The sequence below is a fragment of the Bradyrhizobium sp. PRIMUS42 genome (assembly GCF_023006515.1).
Lineage (GTDB): Bacteria > Pseudomonadota > Alphaproteobacteria > Rhizobiales > Xanthobacteraceae > Bradyrhizobium.
In genome coordinates, this window is sequence record NZ_JALBGZ010001366.1 from 1 (window position 1) to 768 (window position 768).

General features: G+C 67.7%; 1 protein-coding gene. It reads right to left on the minus strand.

What is annotated here, in order from left to right; genetic code table 11:
- Positions 1 to 767: indole-3-glycerol phosphate synthase TrpC (trpC, locus tag MOV75_RS40395; RefSeq protein WP_247008430.1), on the minus strand; the 767-nt coding region annotated here is incomplete at its 3' end.
- Between the last annotated feature and the right edge of the window lies 1 nt (position 768).

The following is a 768-nucleotide window of genomic DNA, read 5'->3' on the forward strand; positions in this document are numbered from 1 at the left end:
GTGCGCGTCGCGGTGGTGACGTCGGCCTGCCGCATCAGGCTTTCCCCGACCAGGAAGGTCGACATGCCGACGCGCTCGAGCCGGGCGAGATCGGCAGGCGTGAAGATGCCGCTCTCGCCGACCATCAGCCGCCCCTCGGGGATCAGCGGTGCCAAGGCCTCGCTGGTCGCGAGCGTGGTTTCGAAGGTGCGGAGATTGCGGTTGTTGACCCCGATCATCGGCGAACGAAGTTTCAGCGCCCGGTCGAGCTCGGCGCGGTCGTGGATCTCGATCAGCACGTCCATGCCGTAAGCAGTCGCGGCATCTTCGAGATCCCGGGCGGTGGCATCGTCGAGCGCCGCCATGATGATCAGGATGCAGTCGGCGCCGTGCGCGCGGGCCTCGACCACCTGATAGGTGTCGAACATGAAATCCTTGCGCAGCACCGGCAGCGACGTCGCCGCGCGCGCCGCCACCATGAAGTCGAGATGGCCCTGGAACGAGGGCGTGTCGGTCAGCACCGACAGGCAGGCCGCGCCGCCCGCCTCATAGGCCTTGGCGAGCTGGGGCGGGTCGAAATCGGCGCGGATCAGCCCCTTCGACGGTGAGGCCTTCTTCACCTCCGCGATCAGCGCGTAGTCGCCATTGGCGTGCTTGGCCTTGATCGCGCGCACGAAGCCGCGCGGCGCGGCTTGCGCCTTGGCCTTCGCTTCACTCGCCGACAGCGGCTGCGCGCGCTTGGCCGCGGCGATCTCTTCGCGCTTGTAGGTTTCGATCTTGGTCAGGATG